We start from the raw sequence: 23,413 nt of genomic DNA, 5'->3' as shown, positions 1-23,413 counted from the left end.
ACTTAACCAGCCTGCACCTCATGGGAGTTGACAACCGGGCCACCTCGCACTGTCGGCGGTCAGGGCCGTCTTCGGGGCCGAGATGTCCGCCACACGGTCGCGGCGATCCGGTGGGAGAACGCGGAGGTCGCCGCTCACCCGGGCAAGTCGACGGCGACGGCGACGGCCTCGACGACCACCTCGTCGTCGAGGCCACCGACCGTTCCACCCGCGCATGGCTCAACAACGGCGGCAACCAAGCCACCCCCTGACACACCAGCCGCGGTGGGGCGGGAAGCCCGTGACCTCCCGCCCCACCGCGGTGACATGTGCCTCGCGCCCCGGCGTCAGCGCTCGCGTCGGCGCGAGTTCGGCGCCGTAAGGTTCCTAGACCGCGCGAGGAGCTCCCGTCGAGGCCGTCGTCCCGCCGTCGACCGGGATGACCGCTCCGGTGATGTATCCGGCGTCGGGGCTGGTGAGGAAGAGGGCCGCGCGTGCGATGTCCTCGGGTTGGGCGACGCGGTCCAGCGCCAGGCGGTCCTGGAGCCGCTCCGAGAAGACCGGGTCGTCGAGTCGGGCCTGGGTGAGGCGGGTTTCCGTGAAGGCGGGGGCGATCGCGTTGACGCGTATGCCGTCCTGGCCGAGGTCGAGGGCCAGGCTCTGCACGAATCCGTTGACGGCCGCCTTGGTGGCGTTGTAGGCGAACTGCTTCCAGTCGCCGCGCATCCCGGAGACGGAGGAGACGGCGAGGAAGTTGCCTCGGGTGAAACGGAGATGGGGCACCACGAGGCGCGCGAGCTGGATGACCGAGTCGAGGTTCACCGACCGCAGTCGCTCCCAGGCGGCGTCGTCGAAGGTGTCGATGACGCTCGGTTCGCAGGTGCCGGCGTTGGCGACGACGACGTCGATACGGCCGAAGCGTTCCACGACCGCGGCGATGGCCGTCTCCAGCCGGGCGCCGTCGGTCACGTCGACCTCCAGCAGGAGGTACTGATCCGGGTCGAAGCCGGCCACGGTCTCGCGCAGCGGTTCCGGCCTGCGGCCGAGCACGGCGACCTGCGCTCCTTGCTCCAGGTAGGCGCGCGCGGTGGCCCGGCCGATTCCGGTGCCCGCTCCGGTGACGAGCACGACCTGCCCCCGGTAGGGGTAGTTGGCCCAGGCGATCATGACGTGAGGGAGCTCTGGAGTGCGGCGTCGGCGGCCTTGAGTACGTCAGCGGCAACGGATACGCCCTCGACGGGGCCGAGTTCGGTGTCCTCGTGCTCGATGTTGACGAGCATGTCGGGGTCGACCTCGTGCAGGGCGCGCAGGAACTCGGTCCAGTACGCGACGTCGTGGCCCTTGCCGAGCGCCACGAAGTCCCAGGCGGACTGCTGGGGCCATTCGTTGGCCCACTCGTCGCCGCCGAGGTTGACGCGCGGTTCATCGGCCGACAGGCGGCGGAAGCTGTTGTCGAGGACTCCGTTGAGCGCCGCGTACGCGGGGTTGATCCGGACGTCCTTGGCCGCGGCGTGGAAGACCAGCTCGCCGAGGTGCCGTACGACCTGGACAGGGTCCATCTGCTGCCAGAACAGGTGGGAGGCGTCGAGTTCGACGCCGACGTGCGTGGCACCGGTCAGTTCGATGAGCTGGTGCACGGTGGCCGTGTTGAACACGATGTTCTGCGGATGGAGTTCGAGGGCGACCTTGACGTCGTGGTCGGCGGCGAGGCGGTCGGTCTCGCGCCAGAAGTCGGCGGTGATCTTCCACTGGTGGTCGAGGACGTCGAGTGCGGCGGAGTTCCAGGCGTTGACGATCCAGTTGGGGCGGGTCGCGCCGGTTTCTCCCCCGGGCAGGCCGGACATGGTGACGAGGCGGTGCTGGCCCAGGCGCTCGGCGAGCCTGATGGAGCGGCGGATGTCCTCGGCGTGCTTCTGCCCTATGACGGGATTGGGGTGCAGCGGGTTGCCGTTGGCGTTGAGACCGGCGATGGAGACGCCGGTGCCCTCGAACAGACCGAGGAAGTCGTCCCTCGCGGTGTCGCTGACGAGGATGTCGTCGAAGGTCGGCACGTGGACGGCGGGCAGGAAGCCGCCCGTGTTCAGCTCGATGCCGGTCAGGCCGAGGTCGGCGATGACTTTGATCGCCTCGGGCAGCGGGCGGTCGTGCAGGATCGCGTTGTAGAGTCCCAGCTTCATTGCGTGCTTCTCTCGTTCTCGGGGAGGGTGTGCGGGGAGTGCGGAGGCGGGTGGGGAGTGCGGAGGCGCGCGGGCCGTCCGTACGGCGGGCGGTGTCAGCGCGGAGTGAGGACCCCGGTGCCGAAGTGCTTCTCGATGAGCGCGCTCGCCTTCTCACGCTGACGCACGCTGATCTCCTCGGCGTGCTCCTCCCAGCCGAAGACGCAGGAGGAGACCACGCCGTCGAACCCGGCGCCGGCGAGCGCGGCGAACACGGCGTCGAAGTCGACCTCGCCGCGGCCCATCTCGCTGTGCTGGTGCACGCGGACGGTGGAGCCCGGCGGGTTCACGATGTACCGCAGGCCGTTGGACGCGGTGTGGTCGAGGGTGTCCGCGAGGTGGACGTAGGTGACCTTGTCACCGGCGGCGGCGATGATGCCCGCCGGGTCGTTGCCCTGGTGGAAGGTGTGCGGCGTGCAGTACAGGAAGGAGATCCAGTCCCGGTTCAGGCCGCGGACCATGTCGACGGCCGCGTGCCCGTCCTCGATGAAGTCGTCGGGGTGCGGTTCCAGGACTAGCTTGATGCCTTCGCGTTCGAAGTCGGGGACGAGTTCCTCCATCGAGCGCAGGAACTGGCTCTCGGCGAACTCGGCTGCTTCGGGGCGGCCGTTGAACTCGGAGTTCATGGTGTCCACGCCGAGGTCGGCCGTGATCTGGATGGCCCGCCGCCATGCGCGGACGGCGGCCTGCCGCTCCTCCTCCCCCGGCCCCGACCAGCGCAGCACGGGCAGGACGGAGGCGATGCCGACGCCCGCGTCGGCGGCGCGCTTGCGCAGCGCCGCCACGGTGGCGTCATCGGCGCGCGGGTACCGGAAGAACGGAATGAAGTCGTCCTTGGGCGACAGCTCCATCCAGGAGTAGCCGGCCCGGGCGACCACATCGGGCAGGTCGAGCACCGAGTGGGTGCTGTAGAACATCTGGGGATCCAGAGCGAGCTTCATGGGAGAACTCCGGGAAGGGAACGGGGAGTACAAGCAGTGCGGGGAGTACAAGCAGTGCGGGCAGTGCGGGGCGATGGTCCGGTACCCGTCCGCCGGGACCGGCGAGCCGCCGGTGATGCGACACACCCGGCCCGGGATGCGACGGGCTGTGGGCTCAGGCGACGGGCGGCACCGCGACGACGGCCCCGTCGTTGCGCGAGGAGTCCACGACGGCCTGGATGATCTCCATGGTGCGCAGCGCGTCGGCGAAGGTGGCGCAGGCGGGCAGCGCGTCGGCGGAGCCGGCCACCTGGTCGAGGAAGGCCCGTGCCTGGTAGGTGAAGTTGTCGCCGTTGCTGGCGCCGACACCGGGGGCCTCCATCGGGACGCCGCCCGCGAAGTACGGCATCTGGGGGCCGGCGATGACCTGGCGGGCACCGCGGGTACGGGCGTCGGGCTGGGCGTCGTCGAAGAGGTACTCGGCGGGGCGGTGCTGGTCGAACGCGGCCCGTCCACCGACGCCCAGGACGTCGAAGGCGAGGCCGTTGGGCAGACCGAATCCGGTGCGGGTCAGCGAGAAGGTGCCGACGAGGCCGGACTCGAAGCGGGCGGTGAAGGTGGCGGTGTCCTCGTTCTCGACCTCGCCGAACTCGTCCGAGACGGGGGCGGCGTTGTGGCCGACGACGGCGCCGAGAGGCAGCGGGCGCTTGGTGATCTGCGTGGACAGACTGGCGCCGGAGACGGAGACGATGGGCCCGGCCACGTACTCGGCGGCGTCGATGATGTGCGAGCCGACGTCACCGAGCGCGCCGGAGCCCGCGCCGCCCTTGAAGCGCCAGCTCAGCGGCCCGTTGGGGTCGGTGGCGTAGTCGCACCAGTACCGGCCGCTGAACAGGGTGAGGTCGCCGAGCTCACCGCGTTCGACGTGCCGGCGGATGGCGGCGATGCCCGGAGAGCGGCGGAAGGTGTAGCCGACGGCGGTGACGAGGTCGGTGCCCCGCTCCAGCTCGGCCATGGCACGGGCGTCGTCCAGGGAACCGGCCAGCGGCTTCTCGCACAGGACGTGCTTGCCCGCGGCGACCAGCGCTTCGGCTATCGGACGGTGCAGGGCGTTGCCCACGACGATGCTGACGGCGTCGATCGTCGGGTCCTCGGCGACGGCCTCCCAGCTGGGCAGGGCCTTCTCGAATCCGTAGCGGCGGGCGGCGTCCGCGGCGAGTTCCGTGTTGGCGTCGGCGACGGCGGCCAGGCGTACGGGCGGCAGACCGGCGCCGAAGACGGTGTTGGCGTTGCGGTATCCGGCGGCGTGGCTGCGGCCCGCCATGCCCGCGCCGATGACGGCGACGGAGATCGGCTTCTGGGACGAGGTCATGATCGGTCCTTAGCTGAAGAGGAGGGGAGGGGAAGGGGAAGAGAGAGGGAGGGAGAGGGAGAGGAGGGTCAGGCGGCGGACTGGGCTCGGAAGGAGTCCTCGATGGCTTCCATGGAGCGCCCGCGGGTCTCGGGGACCATGCGGACGTAGAAGACGAAGGACGCGACGTTGATCGCGGCGAAGATCAGGAAGGTGGCTCCGCCGATCGTGGAGATCAGCGGCGGGAAGAGCAGGGTGACCGCGAAGTTGGCCGTCCAGGTGCCGAACACGGACACACCCATCGCGAAGCCGCGCAGCCTGAGCGGGAAGATCTCGGAGAGCATCAGCCAGAACACGGTCGCGATGCAGCACTGCATGAAGGCGAGGAACGTCAGCATGAAGGCGAGCACCAGGTAGCTGCGCAGCGGCGACTGGGGCAGCAGGAGGAACGCTGCCGCGATCAGGGCGAGGGAGACGGTGACACCGATCTGGCCCACCAGGAGCATCTGCCGGCGTCCGTGGCGGCCGAGCAGCCAGATGCCGCAGGAGACGGCGATGACGGCGACCACTCCGTTGGCGATGGTGGCGGTGAGTGCCGCCTGGGTGCCGAGCCCGGTCTCCAGCAGGATCGTCGGCGCGAAGTACATGATCGAGTTGACGCCGGTGAGCTGGGAGAGCCCCGCCAGGCCGAGTCCCACGATCACGATGCGGCGGATCCAGGGGGTGCGCAGATCGTTCCAGCCGGCTCGGGGTTCGCTCGCGTCGGCGGCCACGCGGTGCTCGATCTCGGCGAGTTCGGCGTCGACGGTGCCCGGGGCGCGAACCTGGCGGAGGGTTTCGGCTGCCTCGTCGGTCCGTCCGTGTGCGGCTAGCCAGCGGGGCGACTCGGGCACGAACAGCATGCCGATCCACAGCAGGACGGCGGGGACGGTCGCGATGGCGAGCATCCAGCGCCAGATGCCCGCTTCGCCGATGGTCTCGGCGATGACGGCGTTGGAGGTGTAGGCGCACAACTGGCCGGTGACGATCATGAGTTCGTTCTGGGTGACCAGCCGTCCGCGCCGTTCGGCCGGGGCGAGTTCGGCGAGGAACACCGGCACGGTGGCGGACGCCCCGCCGACCGCGAGACCGAGCAGGACCCGGAAGAGCACCATCACCGTGAGGCCTGGGGCCAGGGCGGTGCCCAGGGCGCCGACGAAGAACAGGACGGCCAGTGCGGAAATGGTGCGGCGGCGTCCGTAGTGATCGGCGAGCCGGCCGCCGAGGAGGGCTCCGAAGGCCGCGCCGAGGACCAGCGAGGAGGCGACCACTCCCTCGGTGAGCGGGGTGAGGCCGAGTCCGCCTTCGTCGTGGGACAGGGACATGAAGGGCAGTGCGCCGGAGATGACTCCGGTGTCGTAGCCGAAGAGCAGGCCACCGAAGGTGGCGATCAGCGTGATGAGCCGCAGCCGGCGGTCGACGTGTTTCGCGGGGGCCGTGCCGTCCAGGTCAGGGCCCCGTTGTCCGGGCTGTGAGAGGCGTGGCGCCATTGCCATGGGTTCGTCCTTCACCAGGTCGCGCGTGGCAGTCCGACGGACAGACTCACGGCATTTAGAGCGCTTTAAATTCGATGGGCACTACGATGCAGCCATCCAAATGTCATGTCAATAGGTTGTTAAGCCGGGGTTTCCTCGGCGGGCACGACACCGCCGCCCCAGTCCCAAGCGAGGCATCGCACCACGTCACACGGGGTCTCCAGTCCGAGCAACCCCAAGGCGCGGACCCCGCCCACCCCACGGGCCGGGCGGGCGCGACACCTGTCCATCAGCAGGCCGCCACCCGCCCGGAACAGCCAGTCAGGCACCAGGCCTACGCCGCCACCGCACCCGGAGGACCAACCGGCCAACCGGCCGTGTCCCGCCCCGGGGCTGGGCCACACGGGTGTCCGTCAGCGCGAACCGGGCGCGCCGGAGACCTCTGCCGTGGAACCGCGGATCACCAGACGCGGGGGCAGAATCACTTCGCGCGGCATCGTGCGGCTGCCGTCGAGACGTTCGACGGCGATCTCGACCGCGCGGCCGGCCTGCTCGGCGGGGCTCTGGCTGACCGTGGTCAGGTCGAAGCAGCCGAGCTGGGAAATGGCGGCGTTGTCGTAGCCGGCCACGGAGATGTCGCGGGGAACGGAGAGGCCGAGGCGGGTGAGCTCGGTGAGCACCCCGACCGCGCAAGGGTCGTTGTAGGCCAGCACGGCCGTGGGCAGTATGTCCTGCTGCGCCAGCCGACGGGCCGCCGCTTCGCCCGACTTCTCCGTCGTGTCCCCCGCGACGACCTGCGCGTGCTCGGCAAGCCCCTGCCGCCGCATGGCCAGGCGATAACCGCGCCGCCGGTCCGTGGCGATGACCCCTTTCCCGCCGTCGACGTACGCGATGCGGCGGTGCCCCAGGGCGACCAGATGCTCGACGAGGCCGCCCACGCCGTCGGCGTCCGCGGTGCGCACCACGTCCAGCGGATCACCGGCGATCCGTCGGCCGACGACGACCGTGGGCAGCCGCTCGTCCAGGACACGCAGCGCGTCGGGCGGAGCGATCGGACCGAGCAGGATCAGGGCCTCGCTGCCGAAGGAGAGCAGGGTCTGGAGCGCGGCCCGCTCGTCACGGCGGGGTGTGACGGTGCTCAGAACCAGGTCGTAGCCCGCCTTCTCCGCCTCGGCGTGCAGGTGATCGACGAGTTCGGCATGGAAGGGGCTGTGGATGTCGATCATGACTCCGAGCAGCCGGCTCCGCCTGCTCGCCAGCACCTGGGCGTTGCGGTCCGGCTGGTAGCCGAGCTGCTCCGCCGCGGCCAGGACGCGTTCTCGCGTCTGGGCGCTGGGCCCCGGAACCCCACGGAGCACGAGCGACACCGACGCGGTGGACATGCCCACGCGGTCCGCGACGTCCTGGAGCCTGGGCCGCGCGCGGTACGCGCTGCCTTCGGCGGAGGTTTCCGGGGTGTTCATGGATGCCCTCACCGAGAAGTTGTTCAGCATGTCTTGACATGCTGTTGGCCAGGTCACATAGTACCGACTATTCAAGCGCTTTAAGAGGCGTCGCCGAACCGGCACCCCCCTCCAGCGCCCTTCCACCGGTCGTGAACCGGCTGACGAAACGACGAGTTCACACGCGCCACCGGTCCAGATGCGCGACACCGAGCCATCACGCATCACGCCCGTCCCTCATCCCGGGACCCCTCTCCAGTGCACCCATCCCGCCGCATCGGGCTCACCCCGCTCAGCTGATGGTCGACTCCGTCAGCGGTACGAAGAGGTACTGAACAGCCATGAGCCGCACCCACTCCCCCAACACCAGCCCCAGCCCCAGCCCTCGCTCCCGCTCCAGACTCACGGCCGCGGTGGCCGTGGCCGCGGCGGCCACCCTGACCATCGCCGGCTGCTCCAGCGGTTCCGGCGGCAAGAAGGCCGACCAAACCGCGGCCGGCGTCTCGGCAGGCAAGGCCGACACCCCCCGGATGACCATCGCGATGATCACCCACGCGCCGTCCGGGGACACCTTCTGGGACACCATCCGCAAGGGGGCCGAGGCAGCCGCCGCCAAGGACAACGTCAAGCTCATCTACTCCAACGACGAGACAGCCGGTGACCAGGCCAACCTCGTGCAGAACGCCATCGACCAGAAGGTCGACGGCATCGCCGTGACCCTCGCCAAGCCCGACGCCCTCAAGGACGTCGTCGCCAAGGCCGAGAAGGCGGGCATCCCGGTCGTGGGCCTCAACGCGGGGCTCGGGGTCTGGCAGGAGCAGAACCTGCTGTCGTTCTTCGGCCAGGACGAGTCGGTCTCGGGACAGGCACTCGGCACCAAGATCGACCAGACCGGGGCCAAGCACGTCCTCTGCGTCATCCAGGCACAGGGCGACGTCAACCTGGAGGAGCGCTGCGCCGGAGTGAAGAAGACCTTCGGCGGCACGACCGACGTCCTCTACGTCAACGGGACGGACATGCCGTCGGTGAAGTCGACGATCACCGCCAAGCTCAAGACCGACTCGTCCATCGACCAGGTCGTCACCCTCGGCGCCCCCATCGCCCTGACCACCGTCCAGTCCGTGTCCGAGTCGGGCTCCAAGGCGAAGATCGCCACCTTCGACCTCAACAAGGACCTGGTGTCCGCGATCGAGAAGGGCACGATCGAGTTCGCCGTCGACCAGCAGCCCTATCTCCAGGGCTACCTCGCCGTCGACTCCCTGTGGCTCTACAAGAACAACGGCAACTACAGCGGTGGCGGGGAGGCTCCGGTGCTGACGGGGCCGGCCTTCGTCGACAAGTCCAACGTCGACGCGGTCGCCGCGTTCGCCGCGAAGGGCACCCGGTGATGAGCATGACCCAGCAGGCTGCGCCGGCGGTGACCTCACCGCCGGCCTCCGGCCCCCGGCAGACGGACGGTCGCACCGCACGGCGCCCCCTGCTCCTGCGGCTGCTGGCCCGCCCCGACGTGGGCGTGTTCCTCGGCGCCGCCGCGGTCTACGTGTTCTTCCTGGCGGCGGCGCCGCCGGTCCGCGAGGCCGGCTCCATGGCCAACGTCCTCTACCAGTCGTCGACCATCGGGATCATGGCTCTGCCCGTGGCCCTGCTGATGATCGGCGGGGAGTTCGACCTCTCGGCGGGCGTCGCCGTGATCGCCTCGGCCCTCACCGCGGCCATGCTCAGCTACCAGCTCAGCATGAACATCTGGGTCGGTGTCATCGCCGCCCTGGCGGTCTCGCTGGCGATCGGTCTCCTCAACGGCTGGCTCCTGGTGAAGACCGGTCTGCCCAGCTTCCTGGTCACCCTCGGCACCTTCCTGATCCTCCAGGGCGTCAACCTCGCGGTCACCAAGCTGGTCACCGGCAACGTGGCGACCGACGACATCAGCGACATGGACGGCTTCGCCCAGGCGAAGAACGTCTTCGCCTCGTCGGTCGAGATCGGCGGCGTCCAGGTGAAGATCACCATCGTCTGGTGGCTGGTCTTCGCCGCCCTGGCCACCTGGGTGCTGCTGCGCACCAGGTACGGCAACTGGATCTTCGCCGTCGGCGGGAACAAGGAATCCGCGCGAGCCGTGGGCGTCCCGGTCACCTTCACCAAGATCTCGCTGTTCATGCTCGTGGGATTCGGCGCCTGGTTCGTCGGCATGCACCAGCTCTTCTCGTTCAACACCGTCCAGTCCGGCGAAGGCGTCGGCCAGGAGCTGATCTACATCGCCGCGGCGGTCATCGGCGGCTGCCTGCTGACAGGCGGCTCCGGCTCCGCCATCGGCCCGGTCTTCGGCGCCTTCATGTTCGGCATGGTCCAGCAGGGCATCGTCTACGCCGGATGGAACCCCGACTGGTTCAAGGCCTTCCTCGGCGTGATGCTCCTCGGCGCCACGCTCATCAATCTGTGGGTCAGCCGCACGGCGACCCGGAGGTGAACCACCCCATGACCACCACCCGAACCACCACCCTCGACGCCACCGACCACGCGGGCAGGGCCGGCGACGCGATCGTCGAACTGCGCGCCACCGGCAAGTCCTACGGCAACATCCGCGCGCTGCACGGAGTCAGCCTCCAGGTGCGCCCCAGCCGGGTGACCTGCGTACTCGGCGACAACGGCGCCGGAAAGTCCACCCTCATCAAGATCATCTCCGGGTTGCATCAGCACACCGAGGGCGAGTTCCTCATCGACGGCGAGCCGGTGAAGTTCTCCACGCCGCGTGAGGCGTTGGACAAGGGCATCGCGACGGTCTATCAGGACCTGGCGGTGGTGCCGCTGATGCCGGTGTGGCGGAACTTCTTCCTCGGCTCGGAGATGACGAAGGGGCCGTGGCCGCTGCGGCGTCTGGACATCGAGGGCATGAAGGCGACCGCGGATCGCGAGCTGCGGAACATGGGCATCGTCCTGGACGACCTGGAGCAGCCGATCGGGACGCTGTCGGGCGGCCAGCGCCAGTGCGTCGCCATCGCCCGTGCCGTCTACTTCGGCGCCCGGGTGCTGATCCTGGACGAGCCGACGGCCGCGCTGGGCGTGAAGCAGTCGGGGGTGGTGCTGAAGTACATCGCCGCCGCCCGCGACCGCGGCCTCGGCGTCATCTTCATCACCCACAACCCGCACCACGCCTACATGGTCGGCGACCACTTCAGCGTGCTGCGCCTGGGCACCCTCGAACTCTCCGCCGCCCGCAGCGAGGTCGGACTCGAAGAACTCACCAACCACATGGCCGGGGGCGCCGAACTCGCCGCCCTCAAACATGAACTGTCCCAGGTGCACGGCGTGGACACCGGAGGGCTCCCGGAGACCGTCGTGCCGAGCGCCACCTAGCCTGCGGACAGAGCGTCGCGCCTGCATGCCGTAACCGAGACGGGGCCGAGCGGAGCTGGGCGTGCGTGTGGGGGCGAACATCCCGCGCCCCCACACGCACCGACTCAAGGCACCCGGCTGCGCCGCGCCGCTGGACGCGCTTCCCGGCTCTGGCTGCGCCCGCGCCCGTACCTTCGACCCGCTCGGCGCTGCCGCCGCCGACGCACGCCCGCACACCGGAACGGAGGGGGCGCGGCCCGGGCGGGGAGTGGGCGTGCGCGTGGCCGTGGGCGTGCCGAGGGTGACCATGGCCCGGATTCGAACCGGGGTTTCCGCATCGGGCGAACCCGCGTACGACGTCCTGGGCCGCTGAACGACACATGGCCACGCGGAGCGTACTGAATCGGAGATCGGCGAGCCCACGTATTTTTTGAGGGCCAGCGTCTGAGCGGGTCCGCCTTGGTCGAGCGGGTCGGCCTTGGTCGAGCGGGTCCGCCTTGGTGGAGCGGGTCCGCCTTGGTCGAGCCCGTCGGCGCGTGCCTGGGCGAACCTCCATGCCTCTGATCCCCAAATAAGGCCAAATCGAGCTCTACTGCGATTTGCTCAGACACGGTCACACTCGAACACATGGGGGCTAGTGGCGATCGCGACGAACACTTACGCCAGCGCTGCGGGGAGGCCGGACCGACGGTCCGTAGCCGAGGCCGCATCGATCTCATGGCCGTGTTGTGCGACGACTGCTGGAATCGGCTCGCCAACGAAATGGCGGAGCAGGAAGGCGCCACGGCGCCGCCTCGGCCTGTGTTCGACCCCGATGATGTGACCTTTGTGGAGCCGCCGACTTGTCGCCTGTGCGGTGCTGACGTGCGCGTCTATCCCACCGTCTACGACCGCTGGGTCCATTTGGCCATGACAGACCTACCGGCCAAAGATGTTCCGCACCCTTTCCGGTGGCGGCTGATCCCGATCAAGCCTGCTCACTCCCCCGTCGTGATCGATGTCGTGGCAGTTCGGGTGCGCGGCATCGATCCGATCCCGGGTGAACTGGTCACACCTGCCCATCGGTTCCGGTGCGCTGCCGTACGGGCTGCGCGATCAGCTGACGAGACGATGCTTGATCTGTGACACCGGCGGCCCCGACGGCTTGACTCGGGCATGAGGACTCGACCGGCCTCGGAGCCGGCAGGTTGCGGTCCCCTCCGGGCAGGTGAACATCAGCCGGGGTCCTACGCCGTTCTCAGCATGCGCCGGGGCGATCTCACCGCTCCGATCAGAAGCGTTCGGGCGGAGGGTCGTCCCCTACAATTGAAGAGTTCTTCAATTTGTCAGTTGCCATGCCAGGCAGAGCATAGGGGGCTGGTCCCGGGTGGGCGGTTTCGTCGATGCCGTGCTGGAGCGGGTGCGGGCGGCGCGGGCCGCGTTGTCGACGGCTCTGGAGGCCGGCGACCCCTACGAAGTGGCCGTGGCGGAGGACGAGTTGGACGACGCGTTGAGGGTGGCGCTGCGGCACGGCATCGATGCCGGTGCGGACGCGACAGAGGAAGGGTGATGGGGATGCCGGTTCCGTTGTACGAGGCGAAGGCCGAGTTCTTCCGGATGCTCGGTCACCCGGTGCGCATCCGGGTGCTGGAGCTGCTGCAGGACGGGCCGAAGCCGGTGCGCGACCTGCTGGCGGCGATCGAGGTCGAGCCGTCGAACCTGTCGCAGCAGCTGGCGGTGTTGCGTCGTTCCGGGATCGTCACCGCCACCCGCACCGGGTCGACGGTCATCTACGAGCTGGCCGGGGGCGATGTGGCCGAGTTGCTCGCCGCCGCGCGGCGGATTCTGACGACCTTGGTGAGCAGTCGGCAGGACCTGCTGGACGAGCTGCGCGCGGCGGAGCCTATGCGGTGAGCGGTATCGGCATCGGCATCGGGCGCGCGAGTCGGCCACTTGCTCCGCGGGTGACGTCAGCGCAGCGCCCCTGTCCGCCATGACGGCAAGGTCGTCCGGGTGCGGTTTCAGCGTTCGGTCGTAGCCGCGCAGACATCCATCGGACAGGGACATCAGGTGAAAGGCGAGGAGGCAGTGCTGTGAGCTATGAAGGGCCCGAACAGACCGTCGGCTCCCCCGGCGAGCCGTCCATGGGGACGACCGGGGCTGTCGCCAAGGACAGGGAGCGGTGGATCGAGCGCGGGGTCGCCATCCGAGCCGGTTTCTACATCTTCGGCACGCACCTGTTCGCCGGGTTCGTGTGGCTGCTCTTCTACCTGGGTGAGCATGCGCACAAGTGACCCGCGCGCCAGGAGGAACTGCCTTGAGTGATCGCCGTTGCGGGAGATCACGACCTCACCGCGCTCACGCAACTCCCCCTCCGGCAGCGCCGACGTGGGGCCCATCTCGTGGCCCTCGCCCGGCACCGCGGAGCACTGTCACCGCCTCGGGAGACGGCCCCCGCCGGTCAGGAGTCGTCGCTACGAGGGCGGCTTGCCCCTCCCCCGCGGGTCCTGCAGGTCGGCGAGCAGTTCGGCCTGTCCGGCCAGCACGCCCGACAGGATGGTCCGTGCGACCTTGAGCAGTTCGGCCACGTGCGGGCTGGTGAGCGAGTAGTACACGGTCGAGCCGACCTTGCGGGTCACGACCAGGTTCGCCCGGCGCAGCACGGCCAGCTGCTGGGACAAGTGCGCGGCCTCGATGCCGACTTCCGGCAGCATCTCGGCGACCGCGTACTCGCGCTCGCTGAGGAGTTCCAGCACACGGATACGCGCGGGGTGCCCGAGCGTCTTGAAGAACTCGGCCTTGAGCTGGTAGAGCGGCGTACTCACCGGGCCGTCCCCTCTCCGACACTGCGGCACGGCCGCACCGGCCGGACGTGGGTACATCTCATCCACCTACTCGTCACACGCATGGGCCCATCCTCGCGTGTGCCACCGGCGGTACCGAATAGGCACCGCGCAGCCCGGATACATCCTTGCTGACCTGAGGATCTATTGAATTGCCGACGTTGGCAATTCGGTCTGTCCCCGCGCAGTGTGCGTGGAGGGCCGTGGCGCGGCCGGTGCGGACGGGGACGTCCGGAGTGGTGGCGGTGGGCCGTCGGCGGTGCGGGCGGCGCGGCTGCTCGACCGAGGGACAACAGCCCTACAGGTCCGCGATGACCGGTCCGGTTCAGAGGGGGAGGGTGATCCATATGCTCTTGCCCTTGCCGTCAGCGTCTCCGCGGACCCTGGCGGTGCCGCCGAGGCCGAGCACGAGCTCCATGACGGTGCTCAGGCCTCCGGCGTCCCCGCCTGTGACGGAGGTGGACAGCGGCGGCTGGTGGGGGTGGCGGTCGTGGACGGCGAAGGCCAGGCAGTCCGGACCGGCCGCGTAGACCACGGTGACCTCCGGGGAGAGCAAGGCGGCGTGCCGCACGCTGTTGGCGACCAGTTCGCTGAGGATCAGCAGAGCCGGGTCCACCGTGGGATGGCGCAGGCCGATCCCCCATTCGACCAGGGTCTGTTCGGCGGTCTGGCGTGCGACGCGGACGGCCGCCGGCAGGCTGGGGAGGGTGAGCACGTGTCGGTGGGGCAGCGCCGCCGGCTGCGGAGACATCAGCTGTCCGCCCGGCCGGTGAGGCGGAATCCGGTGACCGTCCGGGGCTGGATGCGCAGGATCGTGTCGTGCGGGCCGTGCGTCCAGCCGGTGAGCGTACGACGGTGGTGGGCGACCTCGTGCGGGTCGGTGACGATGTCGGCGGGACCGGTCACGTTCACCGTCCAGCCGGTGCCACTCGCCTCGCGGACCTCGTCCACCTGGTAGGTCGCCGTCGTCGGCACGGCAGCCCCCTGCACCGGGGTGCGCACCACCAGCCGCCCGTACTCCAGTGCATGACCGGCGGGCCGGACGACGGCCAACTCGCGCTGGACGAGCACCAGCCGCCCGAGTCTGCTGCCCTCCACCAGCCACAGCGCTTCCGCGCCGGAGAGCTCGACCATGCGCGCGGTGGCGGGAGTGGTGCTCATCGGACGGGTTCCTCACTGGTGTCGGTCGTCTTCGGGCGCGCTGTATGCGGCGTGTGTGCGGGGGCGGCGGGCAGGAGGCCCGCCAGGTGGAGGTGGTCGCGGGCGGCCCGGATCGCCTCGGGGGTGCTGTCGTGCTCCCGGCCCTCCAGGCGAAGCAGGTCCAGCGCGCCCACCGATGCGAGGACTTGGCGGTGGCCGGGGCGGATTCCGGAGGTCATGACGACGATGCCGCGTCGTGTGAGCTTGTCCACGGCGTCCTTCAGGACGAGGGCACCGGTGGCGTCCATCGTGGACACCCGGGACATGCGCAGGATGACGACGCGGACATCGGCGACCTCGGTCAGCTCCAGCAGGAAGCGGTGGGCTGCGGCGAAGAACAGGGGGCCGTCGATGCGGTAGGCGACGATGTGCTCGGCGAGCAGCGCGTGTTCCTCGGCGCTGTGGTCGCCCTGGTCCAGGGGCACTTGGTCGAGGCGGGCCTGTTTGGCCACGGCGCTCAGGGCGAGGACACCGGCCGCCGCCGAGCCGATGACGACGGCGTGGACGAGGTCGAGGGCGAGCGTGGCGACGGCCGTCAGGACGAGGATCAGCCCGTCGGAGCGGGTGGCCTTCGCCATCGCCCTGAGCGAGCCGACCTCCACCATGCGGATCGCGGTGGCCAGCAGGACGCCGGCCAGGGCGGCCAGCGGGATTTTCGCGACCAGGGGCGCGGCGGCGAAGACGATCACGGCGAGGACCGCGGCGTGTGTGAGGGCGGCGAGGCGGGAGCGGGCGCCGGTGCGGACGTTGACGGCGGTCCGTGCGATGGCGCCGGTCGCGGGGACCCCGCCGAACAACGGAGCGGCGATGTTCGCCAGGCCTTGGCCGAACAGTTCCCGGTCGGGATCGTGCTCCTGCCCCACCGTCATGCCGTCCGCGACCGACGCGGACAGCAGAGACTCCAGGGCGGCCAGGGCGGCGACCGCCGCTGCCGGGGCGAGCAGGGAGCCCATCGAGCCGAGTTCCAGGAAGGACAGGGTGGGGGCGGGGAGTCCGGACGGCAGGGTGCCGATCGGCTTCGCCGCGTCGAGTCCGGCTGCCTGCGCCACCAGCGTGGCCGCGATCACCGCGAGGATGGAGAAGGGGACGGTCGGCCGTCGGCGGGCGCCGACCAGCATGACCGCGGCCACGGCGAACGCGAAACCGACGGCTGTCCAGTTCGGATGCTTCGCGAACTCCTCGAGCGCGCGCCAGGTGGCGACGAGGACCCGGTCGCCCTCGGGTTCGGGTACGCCGAGCGCGTTCGGGATCTGCTGCAAGCCGATGACACAGGCGATGCCGAGGGTGAAGCCCTCGACGACCGGGGCAGGCACGTACCGCATGTACCGGCCGGCCTTCAGGGCGGCGAGGACGACGAGCATGACGCCCGCCATCACCCCGACGGTCAGCACGCCTGTCGCTCCGTACTGACCGACGATCGGTACGAGGACGACGGTCATGGCGCCGGTCGGTCCGGACACCTGGAGATTCGATCCGCCGAACACGGCGGCGAGCGCACCGGCGACCACGGCGGTCGCCAGGCCCGCCTCCGCGCCGAGACCCGAGGAGACGCCGAAGCCGAGCGCGAGGGGCAGCGCCACGACGGCCACGGTGAGCCCGGCCAGCAGGTCGCGGCGGGGAGCGCGGCCTGCTTCCGCGAGGTCGGAACGCGTGGGCAGGAGCGACGTGATCCGGGCACGCGCCCGGGCCCGGGCCCGGACAGATGCCGTGGTCATGGCGCGGCGACCTCGGCCTCGACCTTGGCCTCGACCTTGGCCTCGACCTTGGCTTTGTCCTTGGCTTTGTCCTTGGCTTTGTCCTTGGCTTTGTCCTTGGCTTTGTCCTTGGCCTGGTACAGCGGAACGGGCACGGCTCCTCGACTTCCCCTTCGAAGACCCCGCCCCGAGGGGCGGATACAGCACACACACCAGTCACATCCGTGCCGCGCCCGCGGATACCGGATCGGAGTGACACGCACGCAGCCAGCACAGCATCTAATCAATTGCGAAATTTAGCAATTGCGATACTCGTTGCAGTCGAGTGCGCGTCGAGCGGCGGGAACCCGGCCGCGAGCCGCGACCCGGAGCCGCGCGGGCGCGCGGGCGCGCGGGGAGACAGCGAAGCGAGGTGTCGGGACGAGCCGTCGGGGCGAGGCGCCAGGGCGAAGCGACGGAGTGAAGCGCCGCTTCTCGGCGACCCGACAAAGGGGCTGGTAAATGAAAATGATTATCGCTAGCGTGTGCCGTGCGTCAGCCCGCCCCCTCCCTCCCGAGGGCTCTCCGGGCTGCCTTGACACCTGAACCACGGTCACGAAAAGGGGAGTTGTGGCTCATCTGCTGATGGTCGAGAGCTGGGTCGGGTCGATGAGCAGGCTCCTGCCACGGGCGATCCGCGAGGGTGGGCACGAGTTCACGTTCCTCACCCGCGACCTGCACCACTACCTCCGCACGGCCCCTGAAGGGGCGACGCACCCACTGCTCGGCGCCCGCAACGTGCTCACCGCCGACACGAACGACATCGACACCCTGCTCCCGCAGGTCGAGCGGCTGCACCAGGTGCTGCGCTTCGACGGCGTGATCACGTCCTGCGACTACTACCTGCCGACCGTGGCCCGGATCGCCGCACGGCTGGGCCTGCCGGGCCCCAGCCCGCGGGCGGTCGAGGACGCCTGCCGCAAGGACGCCACCCGGCGGGTCCTGGCCGACGCCGGGGTACCCGGGCCGCGCTTCGCCGTGCACGAGGAGCGGGCCGACCTCGCGCGGGCGGCTCGGGAGATCGGCTACCCGTTGGTCGTCAAGCCGGTCGACCTGTGCGCGGGCATGTACGTGCGGCGCGTGGACGACGAGGAGCAACTCGCCGCCGCCGTACGGATGCTGACCGACTTCCCGGTCAACGCGCGCGGACAGCGGCGCGCCCCCGTCGTCCTGCTGGAGGAACTGCTGGACGGCCCCGAGGTGAGTGTGGAGACGGTGTCGCACGCGGGCGCGGTCCACGTGGTGGGTGTGACCGACAAGAGCATCGCAGGGGCACCCGCTTTCATCGAGACGGGGCACATGTTCCCGGCCGCCCTCTCCGCCGCCGACACCGAGGCCGCGGAGCGGACCGCGCTCGCCGCGCTCAAGGCCCTCGGCCTGACCGACGGCGTGGTGGCGCACACCGAGATCAAGCTGACCTCCGCCGGTCCGCGCGTGGTCGAGGTCAATCCTCGGCCCGCCGGGAACCGCATCACCGAGCTGGTCCGTCATGTGACCGGCATCGACCTGGCCGCGGCGTTCGTGGAGGTCTCCCTCGGCAGCGAGCCGGACCTGAGGGGCGGCGACACCGGGCTGCGCAGCGCCGCCATCGGCTTCCTCGTGCCGGAGACCTCGGGCACGCTCGACTCGCTGGATGGCGTGGAACTCGGCGACGCACCTGGCGTGTTGGAGGTGCGGCTGGCCGAGCCCGGCAAGCCGGTGACGGCGGCGGGCAGCAACAACGAGTACCTCGGGCACGTGATGGCGGGCGACACCGAGGGGCTGGGTGCCCGCGCGCGGGTCGAGGCTCTGCTCGGTGGGCTGCGTGCCGGGCTGGTGATCCGATGACCGCGCTCACCGGCAGGGTTCCGACGGTGTTCGGGACGTACGACGAGCTGCTGGAGTGCGTCCGTGCCGGTGCGATGGGCCCCGATCCTGCCTCGCAGCGCATCGCCGTGGCCTTCACCACCCGGCAGGCGGTACGGCACGACGGGCGCGGCACCGGCTACCGCAACGAGGTCCTCGGTCTGCGGCTCGGCCCGGCCGTCGGCTCGTGCGCGGTCGAACCCGGGGCCCTGCCCGAGAACGCGGTCGAGGAGTGCGTGGGCGCGAGCGTGGCCGACCTGCTGGAGCATCCGCTGCCGCCGGTGCGCGTGGCCGCGCTGGACGCCTACCTGATGCAGGCCTTTCCGCACACGCCGCCGAACGGGGCGCGGCCCGTGCCGTTGGCCGCCGGGTCGTCGCTGGAAAAGTCGCGCGCCCGGGCGACGGCGGTCGTCGGCCTGCTCGACCTGCCGCCCGGCTCGACCGTACTGGTGGTGGGGGTCGTCAACTCGCTTCTTGAGCGGCTGCGTTCGCGCGGGCTCGCCTATGTCCCCTGCGACCTCAAGGGCGGGCTGACCGAGTGGGGCGAGAAGGTTGTCACCGACGCGCTCGCCGGTGCCGACAGCTGTGACGCCCTGCTGGTCTCCGGGATGACGCTGGGCAACGGCACCTTCGAGCCCTTGCGGCGCCACGCGCTGGCACACGGCAAGCAACTGGTGATGTTCGCCCAGACCGGCAGCGCCGTACTGCCCCGCTTCCTCGGCCACGGCGTGAGCGCGGTCTGCGCCGAGCCGTATCCTTTCTTCTGGCTCGACGGCGGCCCGAGCATCGTGCACCGGTACGGCGCCTCCCGCCTTGAGGGCGGCCGATGAGCACGACGACGGTACGCCCCCTGGCCCGCCCTGAGCGCCCGGAGCTGCTCGCCCTGCTCGGCCGCTCTCCCCTGGTCCGTATCACCGCCGGTCTGCCCGGCCCGCACCCCGGCTTCTGGGCGAAACTCGAAGGACTGGCGGCGGGCGGCATGAAGGCGCGGGCCGCGGTGTCCATGCTGCTGGGCGCCCGTGAACGCGGCGAACTGCGGCCCGGCGAACCGGTGGTGGAATCCACCTCCGGCACGCTCGGTATCGGCCTCGCCTTCGCGGGCCAGCTGCTCGGCCATCCCGTCGTACTGGTCGGCGACAGTGAACTGGAGCCGTCCATGCGTCAGTTGCTGCGAGCTCACGGGGCGGGGCTGGAGATCGTGGACCGACCGGCGGCCCAGGGCGGATGGCAGGCCGCACGGCTGAACCGACTGCGGGAACTGCTCACGCTGCTGCCGGAGGCGTACTGGCCGGATCAGTACAACAACCCCGACAACCGGGCCGGTTACGCCTCCCTCGCCACCGAACTCAGCGACCAGATCGACCACTTGGACATCCTGGTGTGCAGCGTCGGCACCGGCGGGCACAGCGCGGGCATCATCGGCCCGCTGCGGCGGCGCTGGCCGGCGCTGCGGCTCATCGGCGTCGACGCGACCGGCTCCACGATCTTCGGCCAGCCCGCCCGCCCACGGCTGATGCGCGGCCTGGGCAGCAGCATCCACCCACGCAATGTCGCCTACGACGCCTTCGACGAGGTCCACTGGGTCGGCCCCGCGGAAGCCGTGGACAGTTGCCGCCGACTGGCCCGCGGCAGCTTCGTCAGCGGCGGCTGGAGCACGGGCGCCGCAGCCCGGGTCTCCGCCTGGGCCGCCCGCGTCCATCCCGGCGCGGTCGTCGCCACCGTCTTCCCCGACGGCCCGCACCGCTACCTCGGCACCGTCTACGACGACGACTTCACCGCCGCCCACGGCCTCGACCTCGCCAGGGCCGCCGACCGCCCCGTCGAGATCCCGTACCCCGGCGCGGCCGAGGCCACCGGCTGGGTGCGCTGCACCCGCGTCACCGACCCGCTGCCCCACGCCGACGCCGAACCCGTACCGCACCCGGAGAGGATCCTGTGAAGACCGGCCTGCGCACCGTACGCCTCGCGCTCACCGAGCCACTGCGCATCTCCCGCTCCACCATGACCGAACGCGACGCCGTGTGGCTGACCGTCGAACACGACGGTGTCAGCGGCCACGGCGAAGCCGTCAGCAGCGTGTTCTACCAGCTCGACACCCCGTGTCTGGAGCGTCTCCTGACCGCCGCCGGTTCGGAACTCACCCGCTTCCCTGATCCGGACGCTGCTCTGCAAGGGCTGCGGGCGGGTGAGTTGGCGGATTCGGGCACTCCCCCAGCCGTGACCGCCGCCGTGGAGGCCGCGCTCCTCGACCTCGTCGGCAAACGCGCGGGCTCGCCCGTACACCGGCTGCTCGGAACCGCCACGCCACCGGTAGCCGCCACCGCCCGCACCATCGGGATCACCTCCCCCACCCGTGCCGCGGCGCAAGCCCGCTCTCTCGCCGCGGACGGCTTCGAGGTCATCAAGGTCAAGGCGGGAACCCCCGACCCGGAGGACGACGTGGAGCGCGTCCGGGTCATCCGCGACGCGGCGCCCGGGGCCAGACTGCTGCTGGACCCCAACGGCGCGTGGACGATCGCGCAGGCCACGGTTCTGCTGCCCCGCTTCGCCGGCCTGGGCGTCGAGGCCGTCGAGCAGCCCGTCGCGCCCGGCGACCCCGAAGGGCTCGCGGTGCTGGCCGAACGCTCGCCGCTGCCGGTCATCGCCGACGAGGACGCCGTCAGCCTTGAGGACGTACGCCGCCTGGCCGGCCGCGTCCACGGCGTCAACGTGAAGCTCGCCAAGTGCGGCGGGGTGCACTCGGCACTGCGCATCGCCGAACTGGTCGAGGGCAGCGGTACCGAGCTGATGCTGGGCTGCCTGACCGCCAGCAGCCTCGGCCTCGCACCCGCCGTCCATCTCGCCGACCGGGCCCGGTGGACCGACCTCGACGGCCATCTGCTGCTCGCCCACGACCCGTGGACCGGAATCGGCGGCCAGGACGGCTTCGTACGCACAAGTGAGTCGCCTGGTCTGGGAGTTCGGGAGGTGAGGGCGGATGAGGACGTGGCATGAGATGCGCCGCTTCCCGCTCGCGGTCCAGGTGCTGCTCGTCAACCAGCTCGGCGTCAACATCGGTTTCTACCTGCTCATCCCCTACCTCGCGACCCATCTCACCGACAACCTGGGCCTGTCGGCGGCCGTCGTCGGCATCGTGCTCGGCGTGCGCAACCTGAGCCAGCAGGGGCTGTTCATCATCGGCGGCTCCGCCTCCGACCGGCTCGGCGCGCGCGGCGTCATCATCGCGGGCTGCGCCCTGCGCACCGTCGGGTTCGCCCTGTTCGCGCTCGGCGACCACCTGGCCGTGCTGCTCGCCGCGTCCGTCCTCAGCGGGCTCGCCGGGGCGCTGTTCAACCCCGCCGTGCGCACCTACATCGCACAGGAGGCTTCGGAGCGGAAGGCGGAGGCGTTCGCCCTGTTCAACGTGTTCGCCACCACCGGCGCCCTGATCGGGCCGCTGCTGGGCAGCGCACTGCTGCTCGTCGACTTCCGCGCCTCCGCGCTCACCGCCGCCGCGATCTTCGCGGCGCTCACCGTCGCCCAGGCCCTCGTGCTGCCGGTCCGGCCCGTCGCGCCGGGCAAGGGCACGGTCCTGGGCGACTGGCGCGAGGTGGTCGGCAACCGGGCCTTCCTCGCCTTCGCGCTCGCCATGGTCGGCATGTTCACCCTGGAGAACCAGCTGTACCTGCTGCTGCCCGACGGCGCCCGGCAGGCCACCGGCTGGGACGGCGCCGCCGGGCTCGTCTTCGTCGTCGGCACCCTCACCAACCTGACCCTGCAACTGCGCGTCACCCGCGCCCTCAAGAAGCGGGGGGACAGGGCACGTTGGATCGCCACGGGCCTGAGTCTCATGGCGCTGGCCTTCCTGGCGCCGTCCGTGACGGCGGCAGGCTCCGACGGCCCGGACGGCGCGGTCGACGCGCTCCTGCGCGCACTGCCCGTGCTGTCCGGCGCGCTGCTGCTCTACCTGGGCGTGATGATCGCCCAGCCGTTCGTGATGGAGCTCATCCCCGGCTTCGGCCGACCGGAGCTGACCGGCACCTACTTCGGCGTCTTCTACGTGATCTCCGGCATCGCCGCCGCCGTGGGCAACACCGTCGTCGGCTGGGCCATGGACACCGGTCGGCGCGGGGACGCCGAGTGGCTTCCCTGGGTCTGCTGCGCCCTGTTCGGGCTCGCCTCCGCACTCGGGGTGGCCTGGTTGCGCCGACTCGGATCGCTGCCGTCCCCGTCCCGGCCCGCCCTGCCCGCAACGGTGTGAGGAGGCACGAACCATGACCGCCACGACCGCCACGCACAACCTGCTCACCGACAACCCCGAGCTGTACGAGGCCCGTTTCCCCGACCGCGACCGGGTCGCGGGGCGCTGGACGGAGGACTGCCTGCGTCGCCACGGTGCGGGCCCGCGCGTGCTCGACATGGGCTGCGGCACCGGACGCGACGCCGCCCACCTCCACGGCGCCGGCCGCACGGTCACCGGCGCCGACGTCTCGGAGGCGATGCTGGCTCACGCCCGCCACCACCACCCGGGACCCGCATACGTCCATGCCGATGTGCACGGTTTCGACCTGGGCCGGGGCGCGTTCGACGCCGTGGTGTGCCTGGACAGCGCCTTGCTGTACTGCCACACCAACGACCAGCTCGACGCATTCCTGTCGTCCGTGCGCCACGCGCTGGCCCCCGGCGGCATCCTGGTCGCGGAAATGCGCAACGGCGCCTACTTCCTGGGCCGAACCGACCTGCTCGACACCCCTGTCGTCCACTCCTTCACCTGGCAGGGCACCGGCTACCGGTCCCGCACCACGCTCACCGTGGACCGCACCGCCCAACTCCTGCGCCGCACCCGTCTGTGGACCGCGGGCGATGACGCACAGCCGGTCGAACAGCGCTCCGCCTGGCGGCTGCTGTTCCCGCAGGAGCTGCGGCATCTGCTGACCGCGCACGGCTTCGACGTCCTCGAACTCCACGACGGGCCCGGCCCCCGCACCGACCTGCCCTGGCAGGAAGGCGAGTTGCCCGGCAGCACGACGGACGCGGACCGGCTGCATCTCGTCGCACGCCGCGGCCCCGCCCACTGACACC

The 23,413-nt window shown here is 70.6% G+C and carries 25 protein-coding genes and 1 tRNA gene; 14 read left to right on the top strand and 12 right to left on the bottom strand.

From position 1 onward, the window contains the following. Nucleotides 1–110: 110 nt before the first annotated feature. A complete protein-coding gene (locus tag ACIPSE_RS12545) occupies nt 111–251 on the top strand; it encodes a hypothetical protein (RefSeq protein WP_401661153.1) in 141 nt (46 codons plus the stop codon). Between the two features lie 115 nt (nt 252–366). On the opposite strand, the gene ACIPSE_RS12540 is transcribed toward ACIPSE_RS12545, so the two are convergent. The 6 genes from ACIPSE_RS12540 to ACIPSE_RS12515 all read right to left on the bottom strand — a co-directional run bounded on the left by ACIPSE_RS12540 (nt 367) and on the right by ACIPSE_RS12515 (nt 7,443). Next, a complete protein-coding gene (locus ACIPSE_RS12540; protein ID WP_401661151.1) occupies nt 367–1,146 on the bottom strand; it encodes an SDR family NAD(P)-dependent oxidoreductase in 780 nt (259 codons plus the stop codon). Beyond that, nucleotides 1,143–2,156: a sugar phosphate isomerase/epimerase family protein gene (locus ACIPSE_RS12535; protein WP_401661146.1), complete on the bottom strand. Its 1,014-nt coding sequence runs from the start codon at nt 2,154–2,156 to the stop codon at nt 1,143–1,145. The genes ACIPSE_RS12540 and ACIPSE_RS12535 overlap by 4 nt, the downstream gene beginning before the upstream one ends. Before the next feature lie 95 nt (nt 2,157–2,251). Continuing rightward, nucleotides 2,252–3,136, bottom strand: a complete 885-nt coding sequence (locus ACIPSE_RS12530) for a sugar phosphate isomerase/epimerase family protein (protein ID WP_401661143.1) — start codon at nt 3,134–3,136, stop codon at nt 2,252–2,254. A 154-nt stretch (nt 3,137–3,290) separates the two neighbouring features. Further along, the gene (locus tag ACIPSE_RS12525; protein ID WP_401661140.1) at nt 3,291–4,487 is read right to left on the bottom strand and encodes a Gfo/Idh/MocA family protein; all 1,197 of its coding nucleotides are present in this window, start codon (nt 4,485–4,487) and stop codon (nt 3,291–3,293) included. Nucleotides 4,488–4,555: 68 nt separating this feature from the next. After that, the gene (locus tag ACIPSE_RS12520) at nt 4,556–6,001 is read right to left on the bottom strand and encodes a sugar porter family MFS transporter (RefSeq protein ID WP_401661138.1); all 1,446 of its coding nucleotides are present in this window, start codon (nt 5,999–6,001) and stop codon (nt 4,556–4,558) included. A gap of 392 nt (nt 6,002–6,393) precedes the next feature. Further along, a complete protein-coding gene (locus ACIPSE_RS12515) occupies nt 6,394–7,443 on the bottom strand; it encodes a LacI family DNA-binding transcriptional regulator (RefSeq protein ID WP_401661136.1) in 1,050 nt (349 codons plus the stop codon). Between the two features lie 320 nt (nt 7,444–7,763). Here ACIPSE_RS12515 and ACIPSE_RS12510 point away from each other — a divergent pair, with 320 nt between their 5' ends. From ACIPSE_RS12510 to ACIPSE_RS12500, 3 genes are read left to right on the top strand one after another with little or no spacing between them, the layout of a single operon-like run. Continuing rightward, on the top strand, nt 7,764–8,810 hold the full coding sequence (locus tag ACIPSE_RS12510; RefSeq protein WP_401661134.1) for a sugar ABC transporter substrate-binding protein: 1,047 nt from the start codon (nt 7,764–7,766) through the stop codon (nt 8,808–8,810). Beyond that, complete coding sequence (locus ACIPSE_RS12505) at nt 8,810–9,886, top strand: ABC transporter permease (protein ID WP_401661131.1); 1,077 nt, start codon at nt 8,810–8,812, stop codon at nt 9,884–9,886. Before ACIPSE_RS12510 ends, ACIPSE_RS12505 begins: the two co-directional genes overlap by 1 nt. An 8-nt stretch (nt 9,887–9,894) precedes the next feature. Next, entirely contained in the window at nt 9,895–10,773 is an 879-nt protein-coding gene (locus tag ACIPSE_RS12500; RefSeq protein ID WP_401661128.1) for an ATP-binding cassette domain-containing protein, read from the top strand. Between the two features lie 281 nt (nt 10,774–11,054). Here ACIPSE_RS12500 and ACIPSE_RS12495 read toward each other — a convergent pair. Beyond that, nucleotides 11,055–11,138: transfer RNA gene (locus ACIPSE_RS12495), tRNA-OTHER, on the bottom strand. A gap of 331 nt (nt 11,139–11,469) precedes the next feature. On the opposite strand from ACIPSE_RS12495, the gene ACIPSE_RS12490 reads away from it, so the two are divergent. The 4 genes from ACIPSE_RS12490 to ACIPSE_RS12475 all read left to right on the top strand — a co-directional run bounded on the left by ACIPSE_RS12490 (nt 11,470) and on the right by ACIPSE_RS12475 (nt 13,025). Continuing rightward, nucleotides 11,470–11,877, top strand: coding sequence for a DUF6083 domain-containing protein (locus tag ACIPSE_RS12490; RefSeq protein WP_401661125.1), 408 nt, complete (start codon nt 11,470–11,472; stop codon nt 11,875–11,877). A gap of 241 nt (nt 11,878–12,118) precedes the next feature. Continuing rightward, the gene (locus ACIPSE_RS12485) at nt 12,119–12,301 is read left to right on the top strand and encodes a hypothetical protein (RefSeq protein ID WP_401661122.1); all 183 of its coding nucleotides are present in this window, start codon (nt 12,119–12,121) and stop codon (nt 12,299–12,301) included. 5 nt (nt 12,302–12,306) lie between these two features. Beyond that, on the top strand, nt 12,307–12,645 hold the full coding sequence (locus tag ACIPSE_RS12480) for an ArsR/SmtB family transcription factor (RefSeq protein WP_401661728.1): 339 nt from the start codon (nt 12,307–12,309) through the stop codon (nt 12,643–12,645). A gap of 179 nt (nt 12,646–12,824) precedes the next feature. After that, nucleotides 12,825–13,025, top strand: coding sequence for a DUF6126 family protein (locus tag ACIPSE_RS12475; RefSeq protein WP_401661119.1), 201 nt, complete (start codon nt 12,825–12,827; stop codon nt 13,023–13,025). 180 nt (nt 13,026–13,205) lie between these two features. Here the strand turns inward: ACIPSE_RS12475 and ACIPSE_RS12470 are convergent, their stop codons facing one another. From ACIPSE_RS12470 to ACIPSE_RS12450, 5 genes are all read right to left on the bottom strand, one after another. Continuing rightward, nucleotides 13,206–13,556, bottom strand: coding sequence for an ArsR/SmtB family transcription factor (locus ACIPSE_RS12470; protein ID WP_401661116.1), 351 nt, complete (start codon nt 13,554–13,556; stop codon nt 13,206–13,208). Nucleotides 13,557–13,899: 343 nt separating this feature from the next. Beyond that, the gene (locus tag ACIPSE_RS12465; protein ID WP_401661114.1) at nt 13,900–14,325 is read right to left on the bottom strand and encodes an ATP-binding protein; all 426 of its coding nucleotides are present in this window, start codon (nt 14,323–14,325) and stop codon (nt 13,900–13,902) included. Next, a complete protein-coding gene (locus ACIPSE_RS12460) occupies nt 14,325–14,735 on the bottom strand; it encodes a pyridoxamine 5'-phosphate oxidase family protein (protein ID WP_401661111.1) in 411 nt (136 codons plus the stop codon). Before ACIPSE_RS12460 ends, ACIPSE_RS12465 begins: the two co-directional genes overlap by 1 nt. Further along, entirely contained in the window at nt 14,732–16,489 is a 1,758-nt protein-coding gene (locus ACIPSE_RS12455; protein WP_401661108.1) for a SulP family inorganic anion transporter, read from the bottom strand. Before ACIPSE_RS12455 ends, ACIPSE_RS12460 begins: the two co-directional genes overlap by 4 nt. Further along, nucleotides 16,486–16,623, bottom strand: coding sequence for a hypothetical protein (locus ACIPSE_RS12450; protein ID WP_401661105.1), 138 nt, complete (start codon nt 16,621–16,623; stop codon nt 16,486–16,488). The genes ACIPSE_RS12455 and ACIPSE_RS12450 overlap by 4 nt, the downstream gene beginning before the upstream one ends. A gap of 454 nt (nt 16,624–17,077) precedes the next feature. On the opposite strand from ACIPSE_RS12450, the gene ACIPSE_RS12445 reads away from it, so the two are divergent. Genes ACIPSE_RS12445 through ACIPSE_RS12420 form a run of 6 tightly spaced genes read left to right on the top strand, consistent with a single transcriptional unit; the run spans nt 17,078 to nt 23,409 of the window. Further along, the gene (locus tag ACIPSE_RS12445; protein ID WP_401661102.1) at nt 17,078–18,334 is read left to right on the top strand and encodes an ATP-grasp domain-containing protein; all 1,257 of its coding nucleotides are present in this window, start codon (nt 17,078–17,080) and stop codon (nt 18,332–18,334) included. Beyond that, nucleotides 18,331–19,182, top strand: coding sequence for a Rossmann-like domain-containing protein (locus tag ACIPSE_RS12440; protein WP_401661099.1), 852 nt, complete (start codon nt 18,331–18,333; stop codon nt 19,180–19,182). The genes ACIPSE_RS12445 and ACIPSE_RS12440 overlap by 4 nt, the downstream gene beginning before the upstream one ends. Further along, on the top strand, nt 19,179–20,291 hold the full coding sequence (locus ACIPSE_RS12435; RefSeq protein WP_401661096.1) for a PLP-dependent cysteine synthase family protein: 1,113 nt from the start codon (nt 19,179–19,181) through the stop codon (nt 20,289–20,291). The genes ACIPSE_RS12440 and ACIPSE_RS12435 overlap by 4 nt, the downstream gene beginning before the upstream one ends. Further along, nucleotides 20,288–21,346 (top strand): dipeptide epimerase, encoded by a 1,059-nt coding sequence (locus tag ACIPSE_RS12430; protein ID WP_401661094.1) that lies wholly within the window; start codon nt 20,288–20,290, stop codon nt 21,344–21,346. Before ACIPSE_RS12435 ends, ACIPSE_RS12430 begins: the two co-directional genes overlap by 4 nt. After that, nucleotides 21,330–22,592 carry an MFS transporter gene (locus ACIPSE_RS12425; RefSeq protein WP_401661091.1) on the top strand — a complete coding sequence of 421 codons (1,263 nt, stop codon included), beginning with the start codon at nt 21,330–21,332 and terminating at the stop codon, nt 22,590–22,592. The genes ACIPSE_RS12430 and ACIPSE_RS12425 overlap by 17 nt, the downstream gene beginning before the upstream one ends. 13 nt (nt 22,593–22,605) lie before the next feature. Beyond that, nucleotides 22,606–23,409, top strand: coding sequence for a class I SAM-dependent methyltransferase (locus ACIPSE_RS12420; RefSeq protein WP_401661088.1), 804 nt, complete (start codon nt 22,606–22,608; stop codon nt 23,407–23,409). Nucleotides 23,410–23,413: the final 4 nt, after the last annotated feature.

It is taken from the genome of Streptomyces sp. NPDC090106 (assembly GCF_044747265.1).
Taxonomy (GTDB): Bacteria; Actinomycetota; Actinomycetes; order Streptomycetales; family Streptomycetaceae; genus Streptomyces.
The sequence above is the reverse complement of the archived record's forward strand: the minus strand, read 5'-3'. Positions and strand labels throughout refer to the sequence as shown.

What these genes read in the sequence shown, in the direction of transcription:
- ACIPSE_RS12540 (WP_401661151.1), bottom strand. Translation starts at nt 1,146, where the DNA reads ATGATCGCCTGGGCCAACTACCCCTACCGGGGGCAGGTCGTGCTCGTC.
- ACIPSE_RS12535 (WP_401661146.1), bottom strand. Translation starts at nt 2,156, where the DNA reads ATGAAGCTGGGACTCTACAACGCGATCCTGCACGACCGCCCGCTGCCC.
- ACIPSE_RS12530 (WP_401661143.1), bottom strand. Translation starts at nt 3,136, where the DNA reads ATGAAGCTCGCTCTGGATCCCCAGATGTTCTACAGCACCCACTCGGTG.
- ACIPSE_RS12525 (WP_401661140.1), bottom strand. Translation starts at nt 4,487, where the DNA reads ATGACCTCGTCCCAGAAGCCGATCTCCGTCGCCGTCATCGGCGCGGGC.
- ACIPSE_RS12520 (WP_401661138.1), bottom strand. Translation starts at nt 6,001, where the DNA reads ATGGCAATGGCGCCACGCCTCTCACAGCCCGGACAACGGGGCCCTGAC.
- ACIPSE_RS12515 (WP_401661136.1), bottom strand. Translation starts at nt 7,443, where the DNA reads ATGAACACCCCGGAAACCTCCGCCGAAGGCAGCGCGTACCGCGCGCGG.
- ACIPSE_RS12510 (WP_401661134.1), top strand. Translation starts at nt 7,764, where the DNA reads ATGAGCCGCACCCACTCCCCCAACACCAGCCCCAGCCCCAGCCCTCGC.
- ACIPSE_RS12505 (WP_401661131.1), top strand. Translation starts at nt 8,810, where the DNA reads ATGAGCATGACCCAGCAGGCTGCGCCGGCGGTGACCTCACCGCCGGCC.
- ACIPSE_RS12500 (WP_401661128.1), top strand. Translation starts at nt 9,895, where the DNA reads ATGACCACCACCCGAACCACCACCCTCGACGCCACCGACCACGCGGGC.
- ACIPSE_RS12490 (WP_401661125.1), top strand. Translation starts at nt 11,470, where the DNA reads ATGGCCGTGTTGTGCGACGACTGCTGGAATCGGCTCGCCAACGAAATG.
- ACIPSE_RS12480 (WP_401661728.1), top strand. Translation starts at nt 12,307, where the DNA reads ATGCCGGTTCCGTTGTACGAGGCGAAGGCCGAGTTCTTCCGGATGCTC.
- ACIPSE_RS12465 (WP_401661114.1), bottom strand. Translation starts at nt 14,325, where the DNA reads ATGTCTCCGCAGCCGGCGGCGCTGCCCCACCGACACGTGCTCACCCTC.
- ACIPSE_RS12460 (WP_401661111.1), bottom strand. Translation starts at nt 14,735, where the DNA reads ATGAGCACCACTCCCGCCACCGCGCGCATGGTCGAGCTCTCCGGCGCG.
- ACIPSE_RS12455 (WP_401661108.1), bottom strand. Translation starts at nt 16,489, where the DNA reads ATGACCACGGCATCTGTCCGGGCCCGGGCCCGGGCGCGTGCCCGGATC.
- ACIPSE_RS12440 (WP_401661099.1), top strand. Translation starts at nt 18,331, where the DNA reads ATGACCGCGCTCACCGGCAGGGTTCCGACGGTGTTCGGGACGTACGAC.
- ACIPSE_RS12435 (WP_401661096.1), top strand. Translation starts at nt 19,179, where the DNA reads ATGAGCACGACGACGGTACGCCCCCTGGCCCGCCCTGAGCGCCCGGAG.
- ACIPSE_RS12425 (WP_401661091.1), top strand. Translation starts at nt 21,330, where the DNA reads ATGAGGACGTGGCATGAGATGCGCCGCTTCCCGCTCGCGGTCCAGGTG.
- ACIPSE_RS12420 (WP_401661088.1), top strand. Translation starts at nt 22,606, where the DNA reads ATGACCGCCACGACCGCCACGCACAACCTGCTCACCGACAACCCCGAG.